A 24373-nucleotide genomic window follows, 5' to 3' on the forward strand; every position below is an offset into this window, starting at 1 on the left:
GAGATCGAGCGCCGCCCGCGCGGCGCTTCGCAGCACAAGGCTGCTCCTACATCTGTTTCGGGCCAATTATTCCTGTGAGGTCTGTGCGCGAACGCTTTGGCGCATGGCTCGATATCGCGTTGTACGAACAAGGCGGTCGCGTGCACTGGCACAGGCGTGACTGGCCCGAAACAGATGTAGGAGCAGCCTTGTGCTGCGAAGCGCCGCGCGGGCGGCGCTCGATTTGCGCACCACCTCAAAAATCAGGACAGGCACTCAAACCTTGAAATGTTCGGCCACGGCGTCGGAAAAGTGCGTGCAATTGATGCGAGCAAGGCGTTGATAGTCACGGCTGACGGCGAAGGCCGAGCCTGGCATCAATAGCACCTTGTGCTGTTCCAGGCGACGCATGAAAGGCTGCAGGTCGGCCAGTTCGGGGTGGTAGACCCACAGGAACATGCCGCCTTGGGGCGTTATGTCGAACTGCCAGCCACGCGCCCGCAACAACTGCTGGGTCTGCGCCTGCTGCCGGATCAGGCGCTGCTGCAGGTCTTGCATGTGCCGGGCATAGGTGCCGTCGGACAAGATGGTGTTGACGAAGCGTTCGCAAAACGCCGGCACCGCCACGCAGGTCAGCAGCTTCAGGCGCGTCAGCGGCTCTATAAGCTCTGCCGAGCAGGCGATGTAGCCCACGCGCAATGAAGCGGACAGGCATTTCGAGAAGCTGCCGATGTAGATGACCCGCTCAAGGTTGTCCAGTTCGGCAAAGGTCTGGCGCACACCCGGGCTGAAGTCGCCGTAGACATCGTCCTCGACCACGAAGAAGTCGTGTTCCACCGCCAGGCGCAGGACGCTGAAGGCATTGTGCGGGCTGATGTTGCCGCCGGTCGGGTTGTGGAAGGTGCTGTTGCAGAAGAACGCCTTCACCTTGTGCCTGGCCAGGTGCTCCTGCATGTCTTCCACGCTTGGTCCGTCCTGGGTTCGGCGCACCCCGACCACGTGGCCGCCGGCCAACTGGATCAGTTTGATCAGGTTGCCGTTGCCGGGCTCGTCGACGAACACGTGATCGCCTGGCTTGATCAACAACCGCGCCACCAGGTCCAGCGCTTGTGTGGCGCCCAGCGTAGTCAGCAACTGGCTTGGCCGGGCATCGACACGGGTCAGGCGTTTCAGGTGCACGCACAGCTGTTTGCGCATGGGCAGGTAGCCCTGGATGTCGCCATATTCCGCCAACGAGCTCTGCTCCAGCCGCGCCGTGCGCCGAATCGCCTTGGCCAGCAGCTCGGTGTCACGCCAGGCGGGTGGCAGCCAGCCGCTGCCCAGTTTGATGTAGTGCTGGCCCCCCTGCAGCAGCTTGAACAGTGGGTCGCCGGCCATGCCTGCGGGCGCATCCACTGCGCCGGTTTGCCGTGTGTGGCTGGCGACGAAGTAGCCGCGGCCAGGAATGGCAGTCAACACACCTTCGCTGACCAGCCGGGCATAGCTGGAGACGACATCGTGGTAGCTGCAGCCAACCGCCGCCGTCAGCTTGCGGATGGACGGCATGCGCTGGCCGGGCAGCCATTCGCCGGCTTCGAGGCGCTGTTTCAACTGGTCATGAAGGCTGTGCGGGCGCATGGCGGGTCCAGCAGCTGTTAGAAAAAACAGCCTAACAGTTAACCGGAAAGCGCGTCGACTGTTCGAATTTCAGGGCACGGCAGATGCGACCATGCACCTGTCGGCAGCTTTCCCAATGCCGAATCGACCCGTCCACCAACCGTGAGCACACGCTATGTCGAGCACACTCCCGCGGCGCACGTACCTGTATTTCACCGCGCAATCGATCAACCTGACGACTGCGGTCATGTCCGTGACCATGGCGGCCATTGTCGGGGCGGCGCTGGCGCCTGCCGCCACGTGGTCCACCGTGCCCTATGGTTTCCAGTTCCTCTGCCTGATGCTGGCCACCTATCCGGTCTCCAGGCTGATGAGCCGTATTGGCCGCAAGCGCGCCTTCATGCTGGGCTCGATCCCTTTGGCGGTGTCTGGCATCAGTGGTTACCTGGCGGTGCAGTACCAGCAGTTCCCGATGCTGGTGATCAGCCATTCGGCATTGGGCATCTACATTGCGTTTGCCAACTTCAACCGCTTCGCGGCCACCGACAATCTGGCCCAGAACCTGAAGCCCAAGGCGCTTTCCCTGGTCGTGGCCGGTGGGGTGATCGCCGCCGTGGTCGGGCCGGCGCTCACCGAGTGGTTGAGGGACGTTGGTGGGTATCCGCTGTTTTCGCTGTGCTACGCCGCTTTTGTCGGCCTGGCGGTGATGTCGTTGCTGACAGCGGCCTGCCTGCCCGGCGATACCGGCACCGCCAGTAACGACCGTGCAGCGAAACCGGCTGGCACGACCGCCGAGCCGCTGAGCCCGGTGGTTGCCGTGGCCATGGCAGTGGCCGCGCTGGGCTACGGGATCATGAATTTGCTGATGATCCAGGCGTCCATGCACATGAAACACATGCATGAGGACTTTTCCGACGTTCGCCTGGCGATTCAATGGCATGTGATTGCCATGTTTGCGCCGTCGTTCTTCACCGGCGCCATCATCCACAAGCTCGGCATCCGGGCCACCATCTGTCTCGGCCTGGGCCTGCTGATCGGTTGCACGGCCATGAACATGTGGTCGCACAGCTACGCGATGATGACCTTGTCACTGATAGCCCTGGGCCTGGGTTGGAACCTGACCTACGTGGGCGGTGGGGCGCTGTTGGCGCAGACGCTGCAAAACAGCCCGGCAGCGATGCAGATGCAGGGGAAGAACGATCTGGCCATCGCGGTGTTCGCGACCATTGGCGCATTCAGCCCGTCGCTGTTGCTGGGCACGGTCGGTTGGGATGGCACCAATGCCATCTGCATGGCCCTGTGCATCGTGCTGCTCATGGCTACCGCAGGGGTGCTGCAGCGCAAGGTTTCAGGGCCTGCCAGGGCCAGCTAGGCCCCGGCTACCCACTGCGCGGCCCACGGCAGGGACGCGCAAGTGCTGTTCAGGTCAGGCGCCGTGGCACTTCTTGAACTTTTTCTGGCTACCGCACGGGCACGGGTCGTTACGGCCAACGTCCTTCAGGGCGTTGCGTACCGGCTCCTGGTGGCCGTGGTTGCAGTGCGGGCCGTGTACATGGCCATGATCGTGGTGGTGATCATGATCGTGGTTGCAGTCAGGGCCATGAACGTGGGGTTGCTGGGACATTGCAGGGTTACTCCGGTTTGTAATCACCGGGGATTATCTCACCACTGCGCGACAAGTGCAGGTCCCGATGGATGAGCAACCCGGTCGCCAGCTCGCCCTGCAGGCTGTAGTGCAGCGGTTGTTCGCTTTTCAGCAGCTTGGCCAGTGGTTTCAGGTGCTGCCACAGGTTGGTCCGCGCGGTGATCTTGAAAGTACGCCGGGCATGCCCGCCGACACTGCGCCACACGCTGGTTTCATCCTGCACCAGCAACAGGTCGTTGAGGCGTATGGCATACGACAGGTTGCGGATGAACAGGCGGCTGTCATTGGGGTTGTCGATTCGCAGATGCAGCACGAACTCCTGCTCCAGCAACCTGGCCTTGACCGTCTCCACCTCGACCAGGTGCACCTCGGGTTCGCGCCAGTCATCACTGCCCCAGCTGGCGCAGCCCGCCAGCAGTGCCAGGCATGCCATCAGGGTGGCGAGCAGCAGCGGGCGGGTGCGGGCGATCATGTTCAGCTACCCACGTAACTGGCGCAGCATTTCTTGAACTTCTGGCCGCTGGCGCAGGGGCAGGGGTCGTTGCGCCCGGCCTTGAGCCCGACCGTGGGGTCGATGAAGTACCAGCGCCCGGCATGCTGGACGAATGCCGAGCGTTCGCGGTGCTGATGGTCACCCTCCTGGTCGTGCCAGCGTGCAGTGAAGGTGACAAAACCGTGCTCCGGCTGGCCGCCCAGCACCTCTGCGCTTTCCACCTCCAGGCCCAGCCAGGTGCTCTGGGCGCTCCAGGCGGCCATGGCGGCACGGTCCAGGCCGGCTTGCTGGGCGGGCAGGGTGGTGGCCACCAGATAGTCGACCAGGCCCAGCACGTAAGCGCTGTAGCGTGAGCGCATCAGCGCCTGGGCATCAGGTGCCGGGGTGCCGGCATGGTAATGCCCGCAGCAGGCGTCGAGCAGGTTGCCACTGCCACAAGGGCAGACCGAGACACTCATCATCACCACCAGTACTTGCCGAAGTTTTCAGGGTTGGCCCAGAACTGAGTGGGGTATGGCGGCAGGCCAAGCGTAGCGGGCTTCATAGAGGACCTCAAGGAATTTGGTGACAAAGCTGGTGACAGTGTTGGTGACAGACAGCGAGACCGCAAGGGCGAATTAACTGGGGTCCTTAACGCGCCCACGGGCACCCATGCGAGGGCCCACGGGGGAGCCTGCGCGGGAAGTCTTGTAATGGTGACCTTTCAGATTTTTCTGTCAGATTCTCAAGGGGGCCTGTGAGACCACAACCAGAACCCCAGTTGAACGACCAGACAGACCCAGTAGAGGGCCTGTAGGTGGTCCATGGGGTTCTCCTATTGGTTGACGGTTAGATGGCCTCAGCGGGCCTTGAGGGCTGCTAAGCGCTGGTGCCTTCTGGCCATCTTCTTGATGTCCCCAAAGGGGCAGCGCTCACGTTCGATCAGGTGGACCACAGAGGCTTGCACCGAGACACGCTCAAAGCCAGACCCTTCCAGTTCGAGCCATCGCTTGACGATCATGTTGGACAGCTTGAAGGAATACCGGGAGAGCAGCGTAAAGGTCAGCTCTTTGTCGAGGATGGTCAGCGGACGGAGCTTCCCTTGAACATCTCGGTACTGGGTGCCTACGTGTTGAGGCGCGCCCAGATTTGGGCTTACGTCCACCCCCAGCTCACTGAGCATCTTGGAGATATCCCGAAGGACGTGACGGTGGTGTTTGCCGGTGATCTCAGCGATCTCCAAGGACGACATACCGGGTAAGCCGTTGAGTGTCGTTGGGGATACCGCTCCAGCCTTGGAGATGTTCTCGAAGATGGTTGCTGTATTGGTGCTCATGTTCATGCTCCCACCACTTGGTCAGCGTCTGTAAGGGCCGCTACGGTGTCATAGACACATTCCTCGAACTGCTCAAGGGTGATTCCCATGGCCTTTGCTTGGGCCAGTAGTCGGGCCTTTACGGAACCCTCAGGGGCCTTAGCCAGCTCAGTGTCGATATTCCGAACGGTGGTCAGTCGGGAAATGCTTTTGATTGATTTCATTGTCTGTTTTCCTTTTGTTTGCTCTCTGAGTTCGCTCCCACGGGCAGCCGAAAGACCCCAGACAAGGGTTCTGCCGGTGGCACAGAGAGCAAACAGAAAGACTTTCGATTAGATGGATGCCCAGCGACGGGCGATGATGCGGATAGGTGAAGCCGTGCCCCTGCCGGTCCCTCTTTAGGTCCGGCCTTACGAGGCTCTTTACGATCAGCTCAGGGCAATGCGAGTGACCAGCGGGAACGGCACTTGGACGGTCTGAAGACCATCGGTAGTGAGCTTCACCTTGACCATGCCATTGGCGATGATGTCCACCACAGCCATGATCTCAAGGTCCCAGCCTTGGGCGTTCGGATTGCGGGTCGCTTCGATGCGCCACACGCTGCCGTCTTGGCGCTCACGGTAGCTCAGCGAGGTGAACAGCTTGGGCAACATAAAGATGCCGTGGTCGGTCCCGGTGTACGGCTGTACGCCTGCGCCAATGAGTTCCTCAATAGAGTCCTGACCGGCACGTTGAGCAGCACGCTCAAGGACAGCCACCAGAGACACTGGGAGCAGGATCACGAAGTCACTCAGCGAGGTCCCTACAGTCTGGTTAACGTGGGTCGTGAGGATGTCGATGAGGTCCTCAGCGATCTCAGCAGGCTTACCCGTTGGCTTGGCCTCAGAGACGCTCTCGGTGCTTGGGGCGGTTGCCAAGATAGCAGCGACCTTACCGGCTGCGCTGTGCTCAATGTCACGGAGCATCTTGTCAGCGGTTTGCTCCATAGACTGGACGGTGAAGCCTGCCATCAGATTGTGGTCGAGGATGGTGGCGCGGTGGCTGATGACCAATGCTGTGTCGGTTGCCTCGGTGAAGATCACAGAACCGGCCAGGACTTCACCCTTGCTGATGGTCTCGTTATCCCAGTTCTTGCGAGGGTCGAAGGCTACAGAGCGGTCGGCCATGGTGATGATTTGTTGCCCAGTGGCTTCAGAGCCAGCCGGACGGAACTCACAAGGGGTTGCCTCCATGGCAGCCTCTCGCCACTCATCGCCGTTCAAGTAGTCCTCAGCGGCTTCCACAAGGGCCTCCACGTAGACGGACACATCGGTGGCCGCTTGGGTCCCTGAGCGGACATCGCTATTGTTGAATCGGATTGACCCGTTGTTTCCATCGACAATAGCGGTGGTGTAGGTGGATGGCTTGGTGTACTGGAATGGCTTAGTCATGATTTTTGTGTCCTGAAGTAATTGAATGAAGTAGGTGTGTCGAGGGCGGTACTGTTACCAGCCACCACTATTGGCCCGAGAGGCAGCCCGGATACGTTCACCGTGCTCACGAATGGCAGCGTTCCGGGCATCTCGATCAGCCTTCGCTTGGGCCATCTCTCGGTCTGTGGGCACACGGCAGCGCTCTTGATGCCAACGGGCCTCAGCCTCTCGCTGTGCCTTCTCTTGGGCCTCTTGATAGAGGTGCTGGCGGTACTCTCGGGCAACTACGGGAATCGCTTGGAGCGACAGACCGGCCTCATCGAACGCCTTAACGATCTCGAATTGCTGGCCCTTAACGGTCCCGCATTGGGCGACCAGCATGGGCAGCATGATGTTCTCGACGTACTCACGGTTCAGGGTCTGGCCCGACACGGTGACTTCGTTCTTCAGGACTTTCGTGATAGTGATTTTCATGGCTTGGGTTCTCCTATTGGGGACCCTTTGATTCGTCCTTGCGCCATAGACGCGCACGACCAGACGGCCAAGGAGAAAGCCTTCGCGGGCATCTTCAAGGACGATCAAAAGGTTCTGGGTTTCAAGTGGTGCCAGTTGGCTGGCGGTGTTGATGACGCTGATTCAGGACATGGCAAGCCTGAAGGGCATCGAAGGGATCAACCGTGGCGACGGCTGTTGTACAGGGTCGAGGAAATTATTTGTTGTTGGTCTTCCTGTCTTACCCATAGTGAGGGTTTTTAACGACAGTCTTGACGGACGCCTTTAAGTTGTGAGTGAAATTCCTTCAGGGCCGCTTAATGGAATCCTCAAGTGAGTCGAGGCGATGGCTTGCAGACACAACCCTTGTTCAAGTAGCTGGTTCAAACGGTCGAGGGTCTTTTGGGGACACTTAGCGAGGACCCGTTGGGCCAGACCATCCATGTCAAAGGTGACCTGTCCATCCTTGTAGGTCCTGAAGTTGAAACGGTGGTCACTGAGAGTTCTGCGTAGCTCAATGAGCTGGGTTCGAGCAGGTCGAGGGAATACAGTGGACAAGATAGACACGTCCTGATCGGTGAGGCGTGAGTTAGCTGGGCAGACAATGATGGTCATGGTGTGAGGTCTCCTTTGAGGTGTTCTTAAAGATGCCTTTTGAGATGAGGGGAGTTGTAATTAACAACCCCTCTCCCTCTGGGTCTGGTCGATGCTTTGACCTGAAGATGGTCGTTGAGATTTTCTTTATATTATCCGGCGTTAAGTCGCTAAGCCCCGGAATAGAGCCTCTGCGCCTACCTCAGCCACAATCTCAGCCTTGATGTCTGGGTGTCTCTCGACATACGAAGCGATCCCATGGGCAGCGTGTCGGGCAGCCTTGGCGATTCGTTGGGCGGTCCTCAAGGAATACTCATTGGTCTTACAGGCGTCCGCTGTGATCTCCGAAAGGAACAACGCACCGATGACCGCTCGGGCCTTGACGTTGATCTTCCCGTTGGTGACTCCGGCACTGGTGATGATCGACCCAGTAACGATGTCGTCTACCCATGGCAGCGGATCGGGAATCGCAAGCAGGTGCATGTAGACTGCGACAGGGTTAGCGAAGGTGGCCTTTGGGCGTCCACGGCCTCGCTTAGGCTCATCGTTTGGGGTCTCTTGGGGTTGCCCTTGGGCCTTGTTGGTCAGGCTCTTGGCGGCTTTCTGTTGGTCCTCAAAGAGGGACTCATCGGCAAGACGCTCAGCGGCCCATGACTGATACTGGGCTTCGAGGTTGGCAGGTCGGACCATATCCTTGCGGCTGATGACCTCGCCTGTGATCGGGTCAATATGAAGGATGGTGCCTGTTTCGTGATCTACGTGGCGGTGAAGTGGTCCGGGTTGAGTGAGCAGGGTCATGATAGTGGTCCTCATATGGCCGCTGCGAACGTGCAGCCATAGTGAGGGTTTTTGCGACACCAATTCCCATGGTGCCTATTAAGGTAGCGTTAACCGCGCTTACGTCGATTGAGCCTATGACGAGCATCCCACATCAGACGCTCGTTCTCTGCGCTTGGCTCTTTCATGTATCGCCGCTGGGCTCTTTTTAGTCCGTACTCTGGGAATACCCGGCTGGCAATCATTTGCAATACAGCCCATCCGAAAATCAAAGCTACTACGATCCCGATAAACTCAAACATGCTGCTTCCCCTGCTCAGAAACTTCGTACAAATACATTATTGAAATCCCATACTGAACGTAGACCGGTTCTCTCCGCATATCCGGACTATGGCCCACCAGATGGAGTCGAGCCTGTTTGACCACTGCCCTATCAGCCATCATCGCCCTGGCAAAATCATAAGGAACACCCCGTGACGCGGCATACTGAACAGAACGGCTAATGGTCGCCCTGAGAGTGCCTTTGAGGACGTTCCATAAGACAAAACAGAGGATCGCTATAAATATGGTCGCTAACATTGAATCACTTCCTTGAGATGCGATGGGCAAAGCCACTATTTTAGTATCAGGGAAAACGCTTTAACCAGAGCCTCATGGAGTGTCCCCACGGGAACCCTCTGAGACCCCGCGTAGAGGTCGTAAGTGATGTTCCCTGAGCTGTGCCCGGTGATGCTCTGAGCGATGACCTCAGGTGTCGCTGCGGCCTTCAGCAGACCCGACAGGGAATGCCTCAGTGAGTGGAACGACTGGTCACTGCCTGCCTTCAACCCCAGCGGCTCACGTAGGGCCTCATTGAGCGGCTTGTTGAAATAGTGAGCCTTCGCCTTGAATAACTTGCCCGGTTCCGATGCGACCCACTCAAGGAAGGTCTTGAGGGAGAACCCATAGGCCCCATCGACCAGAGGCACCTGTCGAACCGAGAAGTCATTCTTCAGGGTCTTCCCTTGCTCATCTTTGTTGATGTCGATAACAGTGATGCCATTCACTTGCTTCACATCGTCTTGAGTCAATTGGTACAGCTCGCCAATTCGGGCACCTGTGAGGACACCCAGAGACAGCGCCCAGCGCTTCCAGTCAGTTGCAGGCAAGGCGTTGGCATGGTCCATGATGGTTGCCACCTCATCACGAGAGAAGGGCCTACGCTCACTGTCAGCCCCTTTCTCGATCTTCAGGCCCTTGTCATAGGAGCGCTCAAGGAAGCCATTGTTTACGGCCCAATCCATGACAGTGGATAGCTGGGTCAATAGCTTGTTGACTGTCAGGACCTTGCGGCCATCCATCACACGCTCTTTGAGCGCCACCATATCAGCCCTTGTGTGGGTCTTGATGTCGAGGTCCCCAAGAAGCCCCGAGAGAGTCCTACAGTTCGATTGAATGGCCTTCAGGGTCGAACCTTCCACGTTGCCTTGGCGTTCCTTGATGAACAGTTCAGAGAGGCCCTCGAAGGTAATCGGGTCTGTCGAGGACGCATTTACAGATAGGGACACGGAAGGGGCTACAGACGTGCTACAAGACAGCTCCCCAATGATCTCCGTGAGTTCCTGAGGACGCCCCTCAAGACGCTCCTGAGCAGCCCTGAGAACCCGCTGGCCTATCCCGATGGCTCGCTGCTGGCTCCCAGTGAACCGACCAAGCGAGGCAGCCTCAGCGAGGTGGTTGCTCATCTGGTCATATATTTCCATGTAGAGGCCCCGTGAGTCCTCGCTATGGCCCTGTAGGGCGTCCTCAGCGATCTCTTTGAGGCGCTCCTTGAGGTCCTCCCACGAAGCCTCAGGGCTGTCGAGGTGGAAGACAGCCAGTGTCTTGAGGATGTCCTTGGAGAACTGCATAGCGGTTGGCCTATCGGTGGAACGGAGAGAGATGGCGAGACTACGGGTTGAGCATCCCCGAGGGCGAACCCTCAGGTAATAGATTCCTGACCGTCTGTAATGCCAGACCGAAAGGGCCTGAGATGGTCGTTGGTGACAAGGCTGGTTACAGGCTGGTGACAGTTGGCCCTGCTCTGGCATAGCTTCGATAGCGTTCATGGTGAGGTAAGCCCTTGATATTCATGGGTTTACCACCAGTACTTGCCAAACATTTCCGGGTTGGCCCAGAACTTGGCATTCAGCCAGTCCGGTACCTGCTTGTAGTCATGTAGATCATAGGTGAACAGGCTCAATACCTGCTGGTCACGGCGGAATTTCTCGCTGGCCGACAGGGCCAGGGCAAAGAAATCGGTGTCTTGCCAGCCACAGGCGGCCAGGTCGGCCAGCACCGCGACCCGGCTGGCATTGAGGTTGCGAATGCCGCCGAGCAATTCCAGGCCGGTGCGTTTGGGCAGGTGCTCCAGGCAGTCCACCAGTACCGCCAGGTCAAAGCGCTGGGCTGCCAGTTCGGCCGGCAGCGGGCCTGGGGCGGCCGTGGCGATGGTTACCTGTGGGTGCGCCTGGGCGAAGGCGTCCAGCGCCGGGAAGCGCGTGCCCACCAGCAGCAGGCGTTGCGGGGTGAAGCGCTCGAGCAGGGCCGCCAGGGCCTGCTGCGGGGTGCGCTGGGAAAAACCGTCGGTCATTGGCAATCCTCGTTGAAGTCGTCCAAGACTAGCGGGCCGCAGCGTGCGGGCAAAGAGGCATGTGACTGTGTCGTGGCTTATTGGTGGCAGGGATCAGATGCTCGGTCTTTACTCCCTGAAATCGGCCTTATGCCGATTCCCCCTAGGAGAAGCAATGAAATGAGCATAGTACGCACAGCGATACCCCTGGTTCTGCTCACCAGTGTGTTGACTGGTTGTGCAGGTTTGCAAAAGACCGACTGGCCGAAATGTGCCGCCGTCGGGGGTGTAAGCGGCGCTGCCCTGGGCGCCATCGAGAGCTCCAGCTGGGCTGGTTGGGGCGCGTTGCTGGGCGGTGGCCTGGCGGCGGGCTATTGCTGGGCCCATGGCGATGGCGACGAGGATGGCGACGGCGTGCCGGACAGCCGTGACAAGTGCCCAGGCACCCCGCGCGGTGTGCAGGTCGATGCCAACGGCTGCCCGCCAGAGCCGGCCGCGGTGGTCGAGGAAGTGGTGGTGCAGAAGGAAGAAGTCATCGTCATCCGCGATGTGCACTTCGAGTTCGACTCTGCGCGCCTGACCGCCAGCGACAAGGAGCGCCTCAACACCATTGCCACGCGCCTGAAACAGGAAGCGCCGTCCGCCCGCCTGAGCGTCAGCGGCCATACCGACAGCGTCGGCTCCGACAGCTACAACCAGAAACTGTCCGAGCGCCGTGCCCACTCGGTGACCGATTACCTGGTCGAGAGCGGTGTGCCGCGCAGCAGTTTCGTGTCGGTGGTCGGTGCCGGCGAAACCCAGCCGGTGGCAGACAACGCCACGGCCGATGGGCGCGCCATGAACCGCCGTACCGAGATCAAGATCCAGCGGTAGAACGGCGTGCGCCCGTGCCTTGAGCAGTGGCACGGGCGCGCCTTCACGGCGGTCAACCGTCCGTGGCCAATGACACAGGAGCATTCAGCATGAGTGTGACGTCGAAGGCGGCGCTGCCGCTGTGGGTGGCTGTCAGCCTGCTCGCGGGCTGCGCCACCCACAGCGATGGCGGCGCGCCGCTCAACCAGAGAACCTGGCCCATCTGCAGCCTGCTCGGCGGCCTGGTCGGTGGTGGCCTGGGCGCCATCGAAAGTTCGAGCTGGGCGGCTGGCGGCGGTGCCCTTGGCGCCATTGCCGGGGGCCTGATCTGTTACGCCCAGGATGGCGACGAAGATGGCGACGGTATTTTCGACCGCCGCGATCTTTGCCCCGATACCCCCGCCAACACTGCGGTCGACCACATGGGTTGCCCGTTGAAGGTGTACCCCGCATCGCCGCCCGCCACTGAACCTGAACCCTCGCCAGAGGTGATCATCCTGGATGACAACGGCGCGGTGATGTTCGCCTTCGATTCCGCCGAGCTGACCCCGGCGGCCCAGCAGCGCCTGCAAGGCCTGGTGGCGAAGCTCGATTCACCGACAGTGGCGAAAGTAAGCGTGATCGGGCATACCGACAACGTGGGCTCCGACAGCTACAACCAGGCACTTTCCGAACGCCGCGCCAGCAGCGTGGCCGTTTACCTGATCAGCCAGGGGCTGGAGGCGGGCAAGGTCACCAGCCAGGGGCGCGGCGAGAGTGAACCGCTCACCGACAACGAAAGCGAGGAGGGCCGCGCCCGCAACCGACGGGTGGAGCTGCACCTCAACTGAGTGGTGCTGGCGCCTGTCCTGACATTGCAGTTAATGTTGGTCGCACGGCCCGCTCGAACGGGCCGTCTCGACATAACAACAATCCATGGGGGCGGGATATGAAGTTCATCCTGGGCTTGGGCAAGGTCCTGACAGTCGCTTTCTGGGGTGTGGTGTTGTTCAATCAGTTGATGCCACAACCCTTGCCGTTCAACCTGCTGATCAACGCCGCCGGCATCACCTTGCTGGGCCTGCACCTGCTCGAAGTGCTGTTCTTCAATGGCAGCCTGCGCGGGCGCAGCCACCGCTGGTTCGATCGTCTGCAGATCCTGTTGACGGGTATCTTCCATGTCATGTCCATCCCCCGTGTGCAGGAGGCGCCGCGAAATGCGTAATCTGATGTTGCTGGCCATGTTGGCCGTTCCCCTGGCCCAGGCCGAAAGCCTGGAGGTCGCCGCCAATTCCATGCTGCGCTTGCCCGACAAGTCGGCAAGCGTGCACCTGGCACAGTTGCGAGTCGCCGATGCCGCAACCCTGCTGCTGCCTGCCACGCTCGCTGAGTTGAAGGTCGACCAGCTGGAGTTGGGGCGCGATGCGCGTATCGCCATTGCGCCGTCCGATAGCCCGTTGCTGATCGAGGCGCGCAGCGCGCGGTTGGGTGAGGGTAGCGAATTCAGTGCGCCGGGAGCGGCGGGTACTTACCAGCGGGGAGCCCGGTCGGGCCGCAGCCTGGACCTGAAACTGGCTGAAGTGGATGCCGAGCGCCTGGCCATCGATGCCCGTGGCGGTGCCGGTGCGCCGGGGTACGTGGGGCTCGATGGCGCCAACGGCCAGGCCGGTGGCTGCACCTGGGGCCAGGCCAGCCGCGGTGCCGATGGCGATGACGGCGGCAACGGGCACGATGGTGCGCCGGGTGGGCGCATCCGCTTGAGCGTGCCGCAGGGCTTCCCGCAAGAACGCATCGTGGTGCGCCTGGACGGCGGCGCACCGGGCAAGGCCGGGGCTGCAGGCAAGGCCGGCAAGGGCGGGGCTAGCAAGGGTTGCCTGGTGTACCGCACAGACGCCGGCGCCAACGGCCGGCCGGGGCAGCCGGGCCAGCCTGGGTTGGCCGGCGCTGCAGGTGAGCTGATTCTGCAGCGCTTGTGAAAACCTGTACTGGCCCTATCGCCGGCAAGCCATGTGCAGTACCTGTGGGAGCTGGCTTGCCGGCGATAGGGCCGGTGCAGGCAATATCAGAACATCAGCCGCGAACTGGCCACGGCTACCACCGCCAGGCCCAGCAGCAGATTGATTCCCACCATCCGCCGAATCCGCCCCAGCACTGCCGCACCTGCCGGCCAGTCTTCGGCCTGCACCGCCGCCCTCAACTCCGGCAGCAGCAACGCCTGGATGCGCATGAACAGGGCAAACATGGCGATGCCCCCACCGATCATCACCTGCACATACTTCGGTGCAGTCTCGAAGCCGCTGAAGCGCATGTGCAACATGCCGATACCACTTATCGCCAAAATCGCCACGGCCAGCCAGACCCAACCGAAGAAGCGTCGGAAAACTTCCACCCACAAGCGCAGCCGGGCAGGCCCTTCAAGGGCTGCAACCGTTGCCGGGCGCAGCACCAGCCAGGCGAAGAACATGCCGCCGACCCATACCAGGGCGGCCAGGACATGCAGTGTGTAGGGCAGGGCAAAGGCAAGCATCCGGATCTCCATGCGGCATAAAGGGCAATAGCGGGGTATGATAGCCGCCCCATGCGAAACACTGAAAATATATCCAGCCCGCCGGGCGCCTGCAGACCATGATCAGCAACGAACTCAAAGCCACCATCCAGGGCGCCTATACGCGTTTTCTCGAAGCCAAGAGCCTCAAGCCGCGCTATGGCCAGCGCCTGATGATCGCCGAAGTGGCCAAGGTGCTTGGCGACATCGCCTGCGACGAAGAAGGCCGCCGTGCCGGCGAGCCTGCCGTGGTGGCAGTGGAGGCGGGCACCGGTACCGGCAAGACGGTGGCCTACAGCCTGGCTGCCATTCCGGCCGCCAAGGCCGCCGGCAAGCGCCTGGTGATCGCCACCGCCACCGTGGCGCTGCAGGAGCAGATCGTCTTCAAGGACCTGCCCGACCTCATGCGCAGCAGCGGGCTGAACTTCAGCTTCGCCCTGGCCAAGGGCCGTGGCCGCTATCTGTGCCTGTCCAAGCTCGACATCCTGCTGCAGGAGGGCCACGCCCAATCGGCCACCGCCCAGCTGTTCGAGGAAGAAGGCTTCCACATCGAAGTCGACGAGCGCAGCCAGAAGCTGTTCAACAGCATGATCGAGAAGCTTGCCGGCAACCGCTGGGACGGTGACCGCGACAGCTGGCCCGAAGCCCTGGAAGACCAGGACTGGGCGCGCCTGACCACCGACCACAGCCAGTGCACCGGCCGTCATTGCCCGAACTTCCAGCAGTGCGTGTTCTACAAGGCCCGCGAAGGCATGGGCAAGGTCGACGTGATCGTCACCAACCACGACATGGTGCTGGCCGACCTGGCCTTGGGCGGCGGCGCGGTATTGCCCGACCCGCGCGACACCATGTACGTGTTCGACGAAGGCCACCACCTGCCGGACAAGGCCATCGGCCATTTCGCCCACTATTCGCGCCTGCGCTCCACTGCCGACTGGCTGGAACAGACCGCCAAGAACCTGACCAAGCTGCTGGCCCAGCACCCGCTGCCCGGTGACCTGGGCAAGTACATCGAACAGGTGCCGGAGCTTGCGCGGGAAGTGCGCACCCAGCAGCAGTTCATGTTCACCCTGTGCGAGCAGGTTGCCGACTTCCGCCCCAGCGAGGACAACGAAGGCCGTGAGCGCCCGCGCTACCGCTTCGAAGGTGGCGTGGTGCCGGAGCAGATTCGCGAAGTGGGCATCGAGCTGAAAAAGGGCTTTGCCCGCCTCAACGACCTGTTCACCCGCCTGGCCGACCTGCTCAAGGAGGGCATGGACGGTGAGGTCAACATCGGCATCGCCAGCCATCAGGCCGAGGAGTGGTACCCGCTGTTCGGTAGCCTGGTCACCCGTGCCCAGGGCAACTGGGAGCTGTGGACGGCCTTTACCGCCGAAGACCCGGAAGACAGCCCGCCCATGGCCCGCTGGCTGACCCTGGCCGAGAGCGGTGCGCTGTTCGATATCGAAGTCAACGCCAGCCCCATCCTGGCCGCCGAAATGCTTCGCCGCAGCCTGTGGAGCGTGGCCCATGGCGCGCTGGTGACCTCGGCGACGCTGACCGCGCTGGGCAAGTTCGACCGCTTCCGCATGCGCTCGGGGTTGCCGCGTGACGCGGTCACCTGCGTGGTGCCCAGCCCGTTCGTGCATGGCGATGCCGGCCTGCTGCGGGTCCCCGACCTCAAGGCCGACCCGCGCGATGCGGCGGCGCATACCGCAGCGATCATCCGCGAACTGCCGAACATCGTCGAAGATGCCCGCGGCGCGCTGGTGCTGTTCTCCTCGCGCAAGCAGATGCAGGACGTGTTCGATGGCCTGGACCGTGACTGGCGCAAGCTGGTGCTGATCCAGGGCAACCTGTCCAAGCAGGAAACCCTGAACAAGCACAAGGCGCGGGTTGACGATGGCCAGCACAGCGTGCTGTTCGGCCTGGCCAGCTTTGCCGAGGGTGTCGACCTGCCGGGTGCCTACTGCGAGCACGTGGTGATCGCCAAGATTCCCTTTGCCGTGCCCGACGACCCGGTCGAAGCGGCGTTGGCTGAGTGGATCGAAGCTCGCGGCGGCAACCCGTTCATGGAAATTGCCGTGCCCGACGCCTCGCTGCGGCTGATCCAGGCCTGCGGCCGCCTGCTGCGAACCGAACAGGACCGCGGTGTCATCACCTTGCTTGACCGGCGCCTGGTCACCCAGCGCTACGGCAAGGCTATTCTCAATGCGCTGCCGCCGTTCCGGCGGGAGATTTCCTGACCGCCGGAGCACACTTGCTCCGGCGCGATGTCCATTACTCAGTCGTGGGCCATGAGGGCCCTGAAGGAGAGCCCCAGCCTTATGGTCCGCCGTACCCTGCCCGCCATTTTTGCCCTGTTGTTCAGCTCGCCCTTGCTGGCTGGGCAGCAGACGCTGTTCAGCTTCGTGCGCCCGGCCTCGGTGGTCAACGTGGCGACCGAGGATGCCGGCATGCCGCAGTACAACGCGGAGCAGACGGCCGAAGGCGAAGTGTTGCGGCGCGTGGTGTTCAACCCGGCCCAGCGGCCGACCCTGCGCCTCAGCCCGCAAAGCGGTGTGTGGGATTGGTCCGGCGGTCAGTTCCTGACCTTGCGCCTGCAAAGCGCGATGGATTGGGCGCTGACCGTGGACGTCATGGTGCAGGGCAGTGATGGCCGCACGTTGACCAGCCGCATCGACCTTCCGGCCGGTCCTGCGCAAACCGTGATGGTACCGCTGACGGCCAGCTCGCCGCTGAGCCAGGGCATGCGCGCCGGCCCGCCCATGCCCTGGAACCATGGCGGCCAGCGCCTGCTGCTGACCAGCAGCGCCGGCGCGGTCGACCTCAAGCAGGTGGCGTCGGTCAGCCTGAGTATCCCCAACCCTAAGGTGGCGCAGAACCTGCTGATCGAGCGGGTCGGCATCCAGGATGACGACCAGGCCTACAAGGCGGCCTACCATGAGCTGATCGATGCCTATGGCCAGTCCACCCGCGGCCATTGGCCTGAAAAGGTTGCCAATGACGAGCAGCTCAAGGCGGCCGATGCACGTGAGCAGCAACAGCTCAAAGGCTGGCTGGCAGAGCGTGGCAAGCAGCAGCTGGATGCGTACGGTGGCCTGCTGGCCGGGCCGGCGTTCGAGGCCAAAGGCTTCTTCCGCACCGAAAAGCGTGACGGCCGCTGGTACCTGGTAACGCCCGAGGGGCATCCGTTCTATTCCCTGGGGGTGAATGCCGTGGCCGCGGATGGCGGGCGTACCTACGTCGCCGGGCGTGAAGGGATGTTCAAGGCGTTGCCGGGCGAGGGTGATGCACTGGCCGCATTCTATGGCGACGGCAACAACGACGACGGCAACCCCTCGTCGCAAGGGCGCAACTTCAAACAGGGGCGCTGGTTCGATTTCTATGCCGCCAACCTGCAGCGCACCTATGGCAAACCCTGCCCGCCCGCGGTAGAAGGGCAGCCGGCCAACTGCCCACCATTGGCGCTGGATACCGCCCGCTGGCAGGCGCATGCGCTCGACCGCCTGCAGGCCTGGGGTTTCAACACGGTCGGCAACTGGAGCGAGCCGGCCCTGGGCCAGTCCAGGCGCATGCCGTACACCTTGCCACTATCGATCGTGGGGGATTACGCCAGCATCAGCACCGGCATGGACTGGTGGGGTCGCATGCCCGACCCGTTCGACCCGCGTTTTGCCATGGCCACCGAGCGCGCCGTGGCCATTGCCGCCCGCGATCACCGTGACGACCCCTGGCTGATCGGCTATTTCGCCGACAACGAACTGGCCTGGGCCGCCCCCGGTAGCGACCCGAAGGCGCGTTATGGCCTGGCCTACGGTACCTTGCGCCTGACCACCGATGTACCGGCCAAGCGCGCCTTCCTCAAGCAGTTGCGTGACAAGTACCGCAACCAGGAAGGGCTGTCCAAGGCCTGGGGCATCGAGCTGACCGCCTGGGAACTGATGGAGGACCCGGGCTTCGAGGCACCGTTGCCCGACCCGGAGCACCCGGAAATCGAGCGTGATTACCAGCACTTCCAGCAGGTGTTCGCCGAAACCTACTTCAGGACCATTGCCGACTCCTTGAAATGGCATGCGCCCAATCACCTGCTGCTGGGTGGCCGCTATGCCGTCAGCACGCCGGAGGCGGTCAAGGCCTGCGCGGAGTTCTGCGATGTGCTCAGCTTCAACTTCTATACCCTCAAGCCGCAGGATGGCTACGACTTCGCCCGCCTGGCCGAGCTGGACAAGCCGGTGTTGGTGTCCGAGTTCCAGTTCGGCTCGCGCGATCGCGGGCCGTTCTGGCCGGGGCCGCTGGAAGTGGCGCGGGAAGAAGACCGTGGCCCGGCCTACGGCAACTTCCTCAAGGCGGCCCTGGCGCAGCCGATGATCGTTGGCGCGCACTGGTTCCAGTACCTCGACCAGCCGGCCAGCGGCCGCCTGCTCGACGGCGAGAACGGCCACCTTGGGTTGGTGGCGATCACCGATATGCCATACCCGGGGTTTGTCGATGCCGTGCGCAAGAGCAACTTGCAGGCAATGAGCCAGCTGCGCGCCCAACTGGAAAAACCGGCGCCCTAGCAACCGGCTGACGCGGTCTGGTGTAGGAGCGGCCTTGTGTCGCGATGGGCTGCGCAGCAGCCCCAGGATCTCCGCCGCAATGCACAAATTGCCGGGGCTGCTGCGCAGCCCATCGCGACACAAGGCCGCTCCCACAGTGACCACCCAGCCCAAGCCAGTTTGCAAAACGCCAAACTACTGAAACAATGCACACCATTTTCGGAATTGGTCGTACGGAGAACAGCGGGTGCAGATCCAGGGTCACTATGAGCTGAAGTTCGAAGCAGTGCGCGAAGCCTTTGCCGCGCTGTTCGATGATCCCCAGGAGCGTGGCGCCGCGCTGTGCATCCAGGTTGGTGGCGAAACCGTGGTCGACCTGTGGGCCGGCAGTGCCGACAAGGACGGCCAGCAGGCCTGGCACAGCGATACCATCGCCAACCTGTTCTCCTGCACCAAGACCTTCACCGCTGTCACCGCCCTGCAACTGGTCGGCGAGGGCAAGCTGGCCCTCGATGCGCCGGTGGCCAACTACTGGCCCGAGTTCGCCCAGGCAGGCAAACAGGCGATCACCCTGCGCCAGCTGCTCAGCCACCGTGCCGGCTTGCCGGCCATCCGTGAGCTGCTGCCGGCCGAAGCGCTGTATGACTGGCAGGCCATGGTCGATGCGCTGGCTGCCGAAACGCCCTGGTGGACACCCGGCACCGAGCACGGCTATGCCGCCATTACCTACGGCTGGCTGATCGGCGAGCTGATCCGCCGTGCCGACGGCCGTGGCCCCGGCGACTCGATCGTGGCCCGTACCGCTCGGCCGTTGGGGCTGGATTTTCATGTCGGCCTGGCTGACGATGAGTTTTATCGCGTGGCGCACATCGCCCGTGGCAAGGGCAACGCCGGGGACGCTGCGGCGCAGCGCCTGCTGCAGGTGACCATGCGCGAGCCCGAGGCCCTGTCGACCCGTGCCTTCACCAACCCACCGGCGATCCTGACCAGTACCAACAAGCCGGAGTGGCGGCGCATGCAGCAGCCAGCGGCCAATGGCCATGGCAATGCGCGCAGCCTGGCGGGCTTCTATGCCGGGTTGCTGGACGGTAGCCTGCTCGAATCCGAACTGCTCGACGAACTGACCCGTGAGCACAGCCTCGGGCAGGATCGCACCCTGCTCACCCAGACCCGTTTTGGCCTGGGCTGCATGCTCGACCAGCCCGACGTGGCCAATGCCACCTTCGGCCTCGGGGCCCGCGCCTTCGGCCACCCAGGCGCCGGCGGCTCGGTCGGTTTCGCTGACCCGGAACACGATGTGGCCTTCGGTTTCGTGGTCAATACCCTCGGCCCTTATGTGCTCATGGACCCGCGAGCCCAGAAACTGGTACGCGTCCTTGCCAGTTGCCTTTGATCGGGTAATGCGGGTGTTGCCCCACCCCTTTGACTATCCTCAATGCCAACGCCTGAAAGGCGTAGGCAAAATTTCTTTCTATTTCATGGTGTATCGCTGATGTCTTCACACAAAACCTTAGCACTCGCCCTGTGCCTGACCGCCGTTACCGGCTGCGCCAGTCACCCCCAGGACGGCTCGAAGGACAGCGCCTCGAGCTGGTGGCCCTTCGGTTCGGACAAGGTTGCCGAGCAGGAAGTGAAGCAAGCCGTCACGGAAAACGTGGCCAAGGCCGACGCCAAGTCCGACAACGCCAGCCGTTGGTGGTGGCCGTTCGGCGGTGAAGAGAAGCAGGCAAAGGGGCCGGTGGTACCGAAGATCGACCAGAAGGCCACCCAGGCCTGGCTGGACGAGTACGAGCCCAAGCTGCGTGAGGCGATCAAGGGCAGCAAGCTGGAACTGGAGCGCCGTGACAACGTGCTGGCCGTAACCATCCCGGTGGACAGCTCGTACAACCCTGATCGTCCGAACATGCTGCTGCCGATGACCCTGGGCCCGATCACTCGTGTGGCCAAGACTGTCGAGGGCGATGCCAAGACCGCCGTGCTGGTGCTCGGCCATGCCGACAGCAGCGGTGTCGCTGCCGCCAACCAGAAGCTCAGCCTGGAGCGCGCCGCTTCGGTGTCGGCCATTTTCCGCCTCAGCGGCCTGCAGCGTGATCGCCTGAACCTCAAGGGCATGGGCTCGGAAATGCCGCGCGCCGCCAACGACAGCGCCGAGGGCCGTGCCCTGAACCGCCGTGTGGAAATGCTGCTGACCCCGCAGAACACCATGGTCGCCCTGCTGGCCAAGTATCAGCAAGCCGCCCCGGCGCGGGCCCCGATGGTGGCGGTGCAGGACGTCAAGGCGCCTGCCGCCAAGCCTGCCGACAGCAAGCCGGCCACCAAGGCTGCGGCGAAGAAGCCTGTAACCAAAGCCAAGGCCAAGGCGCCAGCCAAGACCACGGCCAAGAAAAAAGCCGCGCCGGCCAAGCCCGTCGCCAAGAAAGCTACCACTGACAAGAAAGTAGCTGCCAACAGCCCTGCGAAGACCAACTGATCGTCAAGGAACGCAGCAATGACCCAATCCCTGGCCGATATGCGCCGCGACTACACCCGTGATGGCCTGGCCGAAGCCCAGGCCCCGGGGGAGCCGTTCGCCCTGTTCCATCAGTGGTTCGCCGATGCGGTGAAAACCGAGCAGGTACCGGTGGAAGCCAACGCCATGACCTTGGCCACTGTCGATGGTGAAGGCCGCCCTCACTGCCGTATCTTGCTGCTGAAGGGGCTCGATGAGCGTGGTTTCACCTTCTTCACCAACTACGATAGTGCCAAGGGCCAGCAACTGCTGGTCAACCCTTTCGCCGCCATGACCTTCTTCTGGCCGGCACTGGAGCGCCAGGTGCGCATTGAAGGGCGGGTGGAAAAGGTCACGCCCCAGGAGTCGGACGCCTACTACCAGGTGCGCCCGCTGGGCAGCCGCCTGGGAGCCTGGGCTTCGCCGCAGAGCCAGGTAATTGCCGGCCGTGAGGAGCTGGAGGGGCTGGTCAAGGCCACCGAGGCGCGCTTCTCCGACACCCAGCCGCATTGCCCGGAACATTGGGGTGGGTATCGTTTGCTGCCTGAACGCATCGAGTTCTGGCAGGGGCGGGCCAGCCGCCTGCATGACCGACTGAACTACCGGCTGGTGGATGGGCAGTGGCTGCGGGAGCGGTTGGCGCCCTGAGATTCCGGGGGCTGCTGCGCAGCCCATCGCGACGCAAGGCCGCTCCCACAGGTACAGCGCAGACCCAATCTGTGGGAGCGGCCTTGTGTCGCGAAAGGGCCGCAAAGCGGCCCCAGCAATCTCCAAGGCTACCCCGGATACCCCGCAGCCTCCCGCTCCAACCACCCCGCCAACTGCTTGCGCCCCACCTTCTCCACCCGCGCCTGCTCCAGCCTTTGCAGCATATACGTGCGTTTTGCAGGGTCCGCCCCAGCCAGCGACAACGCCAGGTCACGGTCCATCCAGCGGCGCATGCGCACATACAGCCACCAGTGGAAGTACAACCCCGCAACGGTGGTGACCACGACGATGAAGTAATCCATGGCTATCCTTGGTCTCACTTGAAAGGCCTCGACACAGCCACGCAGGCTGTCCCTTGGCTGAATGAAAACAATTTTATTACGTTTGTACCGTGACAGCCGTCAACGTGCAGCGTCTAATGAGCACCTGACTTATGGAGACTTTACCCATGCGTAAATCCGCTTTGCTGGTGGCGACCTTTACCACCATGTCGCTGTTGCTGGGTGGCTGTGCCTCGAGCCTGACCGGTGACAGCTACTCCCGTGATGAGGCCCGCCGCGTGCAAACCGTGCGCATGGGCACCATCGAGTCCCTGCGCCCGGTCAAGATCGAAGGCACCAAGACCCCGATCGGCGGTGGTGCTGGCGCCATCGTCGGTGGCGTGGCCGGCAGCGCCGTGGGTGGGGGCCGTGGCAGCATCGTCGCCGCCGTGATTGGTGCCGTTGCCGGTGGCCTGGCCGGTTCCGCAGCCGAAGAAGGCCTGACTCGTACCCAGGGTGTCGAAATCACCGTGCGTGAGGATGATGGCAGCATGCGTGCCTATGTGCAGGCCGTGCAGCAGAACGAGATCTTCCGCGTTGGCGACCGCGTGCGCATCATGACTGTCGATGGCACCAGCCGCGTCACGCACTGACCGTAGCCCAACAAGACAAAACCCCGACATGGCGCTCGCCAGTCGGGGTTTTTTCATGCTGCGGCCAGGTCAGCCGACGTTGGGCTTGCGGCTGGCCATGGCGGTTATCGCATAGCCGATCACGGCGGCGAAGAACGAGCCGGTGAGAATACCCATGCGGTCCATTCCGGCGTAATCACTGCTGCCAGGCACAAAGGCGAGCGAGCCAACGAACAGGCTCATGGTGAAGCCGATACCGCAAAGTATTGCCACACCCAGCAATTGCCCCCAACTGGCGCCTACAGGCAGCGCGGCCAGGCGCAGCTTGACCGCGACCCAGGTCAGGCCGAAGACACCCACGGTCTTGCCCAGCAGCAGCCCGACGGCGATGCCCAGTGGCACCGGGTGGGTGAAGCTTTCTACTGTCATGCCTGCCAGCGATACACCGGCATTGGCGAAAGCGAACAGCGGCAGGATGGCGTAGGCGACCCAAGGATGCAGGGCGTGCTCCAGGGCGAGCAGTGGCGAGCGTTCGGCATGGCGCGTGCGCAGCGGGATGCACAGGGCCAGGGCAACCCCGGCCAAGGTGGCATGCACACCGCTCTTGAGCACGCAGACCCACAGGATCAGGCCAACGACCATGTACGGCCCAAGCTTGACCACGCCAAGCCGGTTCATGGCCACCAGCACTACCAGGCAGGCGGCGGCCAGCAGCAGCGACACGCTCGACAGGGTGCCCGAGTAGAACAGGGCAATGACGATGATCGCACCCAGGTCGTCGATGATCGCCAGGGTCATCAGGAACAGTTTCAGCGACACCGGCACGCGCTTGCCCAGCAAGGCCAGTACGCCGAGGGCGAAGGCGATGTCGGTGGCGGTGGGGATCGCCCAGCCGGCCACGGCCGCCGGGTTGTCACGGTTGATGAACCAGTAGATCAGTGCCGGTATCACCATGCCGCCCACGGCGGCGGTGGCTGGCAGGATTACCTGGGAGGGCTTGGACAGGTGGCCGTCGACCACCTCGCGCTTGACCTCCAGGCCGATGAGCAGGAAGAACAGGGCCATCAGGCCGTCGTTGATCCACAGCAGCAGCGGTTTGGCGATGTGCAGCGCGCCGACCTGGACGGCGACGGGGACGTCGAGCAGGCCGCTGTACAGGTAGGACAATGGCGAGTTGTTGATGACCAGGGCCAGGATGGCCGCAGCGATCAGCAGCAGGCCGCTGGCGGCTTCGAGCTGGAAGAAGCGGGTGAACAGGCTACGCACGGGCTATAGGCTCTCCATGAGCAGTTGACGATGGAACGGGCGTACACCCTAGCCTGTGACGATATGCTTTCAAACAAAAACTATATTCGTTTTTGTTATATGTTGTTACTGGCTGGGCTGAGGGAAGCCTAGATGCAGATGGGGAAGGAAGGGGGAGGAAGAATCTGATATTTGGGTTGGATAATTCTGATTCCTGTCAGGGCCTATTCGCGGGCTCGCCCGCTCCCACAGGTATCGCGGGCGCTGCACCT

The 24373-nt window shown here is 62.3% G+C and carries 27 protein-coding genes; 12 read left to right on the forward strand and 15 right to left on the reverse strand.

Features of this window, described 5'->3' with window-relative positions; all coding sequences use genetic code 11:
• Window positions 1-266: hypothetical protein (locus ACGLHT_RS24545; protein WP_394520517.1), on the forward strand; the 266-nt coding region annotated here is incomplete at its 5' end.
• Here ACGLHT_RS24545 and ACGLHT_RS24550 read toward each other — a convergent pair.
• Window positions 256-1596 carry a PLP-dependent aminotransferase family protein gene (locus ACGLHT_RS24550; RefSeq protein ID WP_274079432.1) on the reverse strand — a complete coding sequence of 447 codons (1341 nt, stop codon included), beginning with the start codon at window positions 1594-1596 and terminating at the stop codon, window positions 256-258. The genes ACGLHT_RS24545 and ACGLHT_RS24550 overlap by 11 nt on opposite strands.
• Before the next feature lie 154 nt (window positions 1597-1750).
• Between ACGLHT_RS24550 and ACGLHT_RS24555 the strand changes: the two genes are divergently transcribed.
• On the forward strand, window positions 1751-2947 hold the full coding sequence (locus ACGLHT_RS24555) for an MFS transporter (protein ID WP_025340374.1): 1197 nt from the start codon (window positions 1751-1753) through the stop codon (window positions 2945-2947).
• A gap of 54 nt (window positions 2948-3001) precedes the next feature.
• Here ACGLHT_RS24555 and ACGLHT_RS24560 read toward each other — a convergent pair whose 3' ends face one another.
• The 11 genes from ACGLHT_RS24560 to ACGLHT_RS24610 all read right to left on the reverse strand — a co-directional run bounded on the left by ACGLHT_RS24560 (window position 3002) and on the right by ACGLHT_RS24610 (window position 10893).
• A complete protein-coding gene (locus tag ACGLHT_RS24560) occupies window positions 3002-3199 on the reverse strand; it encodes an SEC-C metal-binding domain-containing protein (protein WP_003258907.1) in 198 nt (65 codons plus the stop codon).
• 7 nt (window positions 3200-3206) lie between these two features.
• Window positions 3207-3692 carry an LEA type 2 family protein gene (locus ACGLHT_RS24565; RefSeq protein WP_075046129.1) on the reverse strand — a complete coding sequence of 162 codons (486 nt, stop codon included), beginning with the start codon at window positions 3690-3692 and terminating at the stop codon, window positions 3207-3209.
• A 2-nt stretch (window positions 3693-3694) separates the two neighbouring features.
• Window positions 3695-4171, reverse strand: coding sequence for a YchJ family protein (locus ACGLHT_RS24570; protein WP_015271542.1), 477 nt, complete (start codon window positions 4169-4171; stop codon window positions 3695-3697).
• Window positions 4172-4551: 380 nt separating this feature from the next.
• Window positions 4552-5028, reverse strand: coding sequence for a Rha family transcriptional regulator (locus ACGLHT_RS24575; protein WP_274120311.1), 477 nt, complete (start codon window positions 5026-5028; stop codon window positions 4552-4554).
• Between the two features lie 2 nt (window positions 5029-5030).
• Window positions 5031-5231 (reverse strand): hypothetical protein, encoded by a 201-nt coding sequence (locus tag ACGLHT_RS24580; RefSeq protein WP_274120310.1) that lies wholly within the window; start codon window positions 5229-5231, stop codon window positions 5031-5033.
• Window positions 5232-5435: 204 nt separating this feature from the next.
• A complete protein-coding gene (locus ACGLHT_RS24585; protein WP_274120309.1) occupies window positions 5436-6437 on the reverse strand; it encodes a hypothetical protein in 1002 nt (333 codons plus the stop codon).
• 54 nt (window positions 6438-6491) lie between these two features.
• Window positions 6492-6893, reverse strand: a complete 402-nt coding sequence (locus ACGLHT_RS24590; RefSeq protein WP_137137686.1) for a hypothetical protein — start codon at window positions 6891-6893, stop codon at window positions 6492-6494.
• A 303-nt stretch (window positions 6894-7196) separates the two neighbouring features.
• On the reverse strand, window positions 7197-7526 hold the full coding sequence (locus ACGLHT_RS24595; protein WP_274120308.1) for a hypothetical protein: 330 nt from the start codon (window positions 7524-7526) through the stop codon (window positions 7197-7199).
• A gap of 141 nt (window positions 7527-7667) precedes the next feature.
• Window positions 7668-8303 carry a hypothetical protein gene (locus ACGLHT_RS24600; protein WP_274120307.1) on the reverse strand — a complete coding sequence of 212 codons (636 nt, stop codon included), beginning with the start codon at window positions 8301-8303 and terminating at the stop codon, window positions 7668-7670.
• A gap of 593 nt (window positions 8304-8896) precedes the next feature.
• Window positions 8897-10171: a site-specific integrase gene (locus ACGLHT_RS24605; RefSeq protein WP_274120306.1), complete on the reverse strand. Its 1275-nt coding sequence runs from the start codon at window positions 10169-10171 to the stop codon at window positions 8897-8899.
• A 227-nt stretch (window positions 10172-10398) separates the two neighbouring features.
• A complete protein-coding gene (locus ACGLHT_RS24610) occupies window positions 10399-10893 on the reverse strand; it encodes a DUF6231 family protein (RefSeq protein WP_087500243.1) in 495 nt (164 codons plus the stop codon).
• Between the two features lie 159 nt (window positions 10894-11052).
• Between ACGLHT_RS24610 and ACGLHT_RS24615 the strand changes: the two genes are divergently transcribed.
• From ACGLHT_RS24615 to ACGLHT_RS24630, 4 genes are all read left to right on the forward strand, one after another.
• Entirely contained in the window at window positions 11053-11745 is a 693-nt protein-coding gene (locus ACGLHT_RS24615) for an OmpA family protein (RefSeq protein ID WP_025340371.1), read from the forward strand.
• Between the two features lie 89 nt (window positions 11746-11834).
• Window positions 11835-12554, forward strand: a complete 720-nt coding sequence (locus tag ACGLHT_RS24620; protein WP_137164705.1) for an OmpA family protein — start codon at window positions 11835-11837, stop codon at window positions 12552-12554.
• A 98-nt stretch (window positions 12555-12652) separates the two neighbouring features.
• Window positions 12653-12928, forward strand: a complete 276-nt coding sequence (locus ACGLHT_RS24625; protein WP_025340369.1) for a DUF1145 domain-containing protein — start codon at window positions 12653-12655, stop codon at window positions 12926-12928.
• The gene (locus ACGLHT_RS24630; RefSeq protein WP_274120305.1) at window positions 12921-13679 is read left to right on the forward strand and encodes a collagen-like protein; all 759 of its coding nucleotides are present in this window, start codon (window positions 12921-12923) and stop codon (window positions 13677-13679) included. The genes ACGLHT_RS24625 and ACGLHT_RS24630 overlap by 8 nt, the downstream gene beginning before the upstream one ends.
• An 86-nt stretch (window positions 13680-13765) precedes the next feature.
• On the opposite strand, the gene ACGLHT_RS24635 is transcribed toward ACGLHT_RS24630, so the two are convergent.
• Window positions 13766-14230 (reverse strand): CopD family protein, encoded by a 465-nt coding sequence (locus ACGLHT_RS24635; protein ID WP_075046126.1) that lies wholly within the window; start codon window positions 14228-14230, stop codon window positions 13766-13768.
• 98 nt (window positions 14231-14328) lie between these two features.
• On the opposite strand from ACGLHT_RS24635, the gene dinG reads away from it, so the two are divergent.
• The 5 genes from dinG (at window position 14329) to pdxH (ending at window position 21904) form a co-directional block, all read left to right on the forward strand.
• On the forward strand, window positions 14329-16473 hold the full coding sequence (gene dinG, locus ACGLHT_RS24640) for an ATP-dependent DNA helicase DinG (protein ID WP_013973931.1): 2145 nt from the start codon (window positions 14329-14331) through the stop codon (window positions 16471-16473).
• 81 nt (window positions 16474-16554) lie between these two features.
• A complete protein-coding gene (locus ACGLHT_RS24645) occupies window positions 16555-18789 on the forward strand; it encodes a beta-galactosidase (RefSeq protein WP_274120304.1) in 2235 nt (744 codons plus the stop codon).
• Window positions 18790-19015: 226 nt separating this feature from the next.
• Window positions 19016-20161 carry an EstA family serine hydrolase gene (locus tag ACGLHT_RS24650; protein ID WP_025340366.1) on the forward strand — a complete coding sequence of 382 codons (1146 nt, stop codon included), beginning with the start codon at window positions 19016-19018 and terminating at the stop codon, window positions 20159-20161.
• Between the two features lie 99 nt (window positions 20162-20260).
• Window positions 20261-21238, forward strand: coding sequence for an OmpA family protein (locus ACGLHT_RS24655; protein ID WP_085614187.1), 978 nt, complete (start codon window positions 20261-20263; stop codon window positions 21236-21238).
• Window positions 21239-21256: 18 nt separating this feature from the next.
• On the forward strand, window positions 21257-21904 hold the full coding sequence (gene pdxH / locus ACGLHT_RS24660) for a pyridoxamine 5'-phosphate oxidase (RefSeq protein ID WP_025340364.1): 648 nt from the start codon (window positions 21257-21259) through the stop codon (window positions 21902-21904).
• 128 nt (window positions 21905-22032) lie between these two features.
• Here pdxH and ACGLHT_RS24665 read toward each other — a convergent pair whose 3' ends face one another.
• Window positions 22033-22266, reverse strand: coding sequence for a hypothetical protein (locus ACGLHT_RS24665; RefSeq protein ID WP_025340363.1), 234 nt, complete (start codon window positions 22264-22266; stop codon window positions 22033-22035).
• A 146-nt stretch (window positions 22267-22412) separates the two neighbouring features.
• Here ACGLHT_RS24665 and ACGLHT_RS24670 point away from each other — a divergent pair, with 146 nt between their 5' ends.
• Complete coding sequence (locus ACGLHT_RS24670) at window positions 22413-22877, forward strand: glycine zipper 2TM domain-containing protein (protein ID WP_013973925.1); 465 nt, start codon at window positions 22413-22415, stop codon at window positions 22875-22877.
• Between the two features lie 69 nt (window positions 22878-22946).
• Here the strand turns inward: ACGLHT_RS24670 and nhaA are convergent, their stop codons facing one another.
• Window positions 22947-24122: a Na+/H+ antiporter NhaA gene (gene nhaA, locus ACGLHT_RS24675; RefSeq protein WP_137164703.1), complete on the reverse strand. Its 1176-nt coding sequence runs from the start codon at window positions 24120-24122 to the stop codon at window positions 22947-22949.
• Window positions 24123-24373: the final 251 nt, after the last annotated feature.

This window comes from Pseudomonas sp. PsB (assembly GCF_043658375.1).
Classification (GTDB): Bacteria; Pseudomonadota; Gammaproteobacteria; order Pseudomonadales; family Pseudomonadaceae; genus Aquipseudomonas; species Aquipseudomonas putida_Z.